Annotated in this window: 1 protein-coding gene; it reads right to left on the bottom strand. The window is 56.7% G+C overall.

Annotated elements, in window-relative coordinates; translation table 11 throughout:
* Positions 1–937, bottom strand: a 937-nt coding sequence (locus ACFFWD_RS24905; protein WP_446680529.1) for a linalool dehydratase/isomerase domain-containing protein, incomplete at both ends; no start/stop codon positions are given.

Here is a 937-nt window from a genome sequence, read left to right as displayed (position 1 = left end):
TGACTTCCGGCCGTACCGGCACATTGATCGAAAGCGCGCCATCGTCGCCGGATTTCAGAAAGTCGCGAATCTGCCTCGGATAATGCTCGTGGACAAATTCGCGGTTCCACATGTTGAGCAAGGCACCCGTCCACGCGTCGACCCACGGCGCCTTACCAACATTCTGACGTACCGCCTTGGTATCCTGGGCCATCATGATGTGATAGTGGCCGTTGTCGCCGATGCGGCCGAAATCCCTCCAAGCCTGCTCGTAGCTCCGCGTCACCTCCTCGGCAATCGATCCGCCGTTGATCAGATCATGCATGCGGAAGCCGAGAATCGCGGGCTGATTGCAGATCTGAAACACGCAGTTCGGCTCACAGGCGACGCCGAGATAGCCAGACTGGACCATCTGCCAGTAGATGTGATCGTTCAGCGAATTCTGGTCGTACTCGAAGCGCTTCTCGTCGCCTCCCCAGAAATAAGACCAGAAACGGAAAGTCAGCGCGCCGGGCTGCGCGTAGCGATTGTCGCCAAAAAGATAATTATACAATAGCGCCATCGATTGTACGTAGGCGCTGTACATGATGTTGTCGTGGCCGACCGGATTCCATTCCTCCCGATAATTGGCCGAGAGATGGGCGTTGAAAATGCTCCCACCGCGGCTAACGTCGCGCCAATATATCCACACTTCCGGCAAAAGAATCTTTTCGATCAGCCGCTCGAAGATCGGCTTGAACAGACCGGGCGCTGCCGGCAGTCGATGCTTATGGGTCAGCGCGAGGGCATAGGCCATGTAGGCAAGTTGGAAGCGGAAGCCGCCGAAATCCTCCTGCCCGTACCCCTTGCCTTTCATCAGTTCCCATTGATTGGGCAGTTGACGGGAGAGATTGTCGAAATGCCGAATATGGCCGACCTGCAACCGGTCCAGCCCTTCCAGCGCATAGGGGTTGCTCAT

This window comes from Bradyrhizobium erythrophlei, from assembly GCF_042430365.1.
GTDB lineage: Bacteria > Pseudomonadota > Alphaproteobacteria > Rhizobiales > Xanthobacteraceae > Bradyrhizobium > Bradyrhizobium erythrophlei.
The sequence above is the reverse complement of the archived record's forward strand: the minus strand, read 5'-3'. Positions and strand labels throughout refer to the sequence as shown.